General features: G+C 36.9%; 1 protein-coding gene. It reads left to right on the top strand.

Annotated features, from left to right (window positions below):
- Positions 1–639 (top strand): IS66 family transposase (locus GOQ24_RS17005; protein ID WP_160339557.1); only part of this gene is annotated, 639 nt, incomplete at both ends.

Genomic DNA, 639 nt, shown 5'->3' with positions numbered 1-639 from the left:
CGCTTAGTAGATCTTTTACGACGCATGCAATTTGGACAAAAACGCGAGCGTTTCGAAGACCCTAATCAAACACAGTTACCTTTAGAGGTTCAGCAAGCAGTCCTGGAAGAACAAGAAGAAGTAATCAAACAAGAGATCACTTATTCTCGTCAGAAGAAAAAACATCCAGGAAGAGCTAAACTACCCGATCATTTACCTGTAGAAGAAATAGAAATCTACCCAGAGGGAGATTTATCTGATAAGATTTGCATTGGTAAAGAAACTACAGATGTCTTAGATTATGTTCCAGGTTACTTTAAAATAAAACGTTACATCCGATATAAATACGCCACGAAAGACAAAGACAATACGCAAATCAGTATTGCACTGCTTCCAGAGCGAATTATAGATAAAGGAATACCTTCTGAAGGATTATTATCTACAATACTTGTTGACAAATACGTAGATCACCTTCCGCTATATAGACAGAAGCAACGCTTTTCAAGAGAAAATATCGATATAGCTTCTTCTACTATAGATGGCTGGGCAGCTCAATGTATGGATGCTTTAAAACCACTATATGAAAAGCTTCTGCTGGACATCAAAAATGAAGGATATCTTCAAGTTGATGAAACCACCATCAAAGTCTTAGATGAGAAA

This window comes from Myroides sp. LoEW2-1, assembly GCF_009767705.1.
Lineage (GTDB): Bacteria > Bacteroidota > Bacteroidia > Flavobacteriales > Flavobacteriaceae > Flavobacterium > Flavobacterium album_A.
This window is presented reverse-complemented; position numbering and strand designations above follow the sequence as displayed.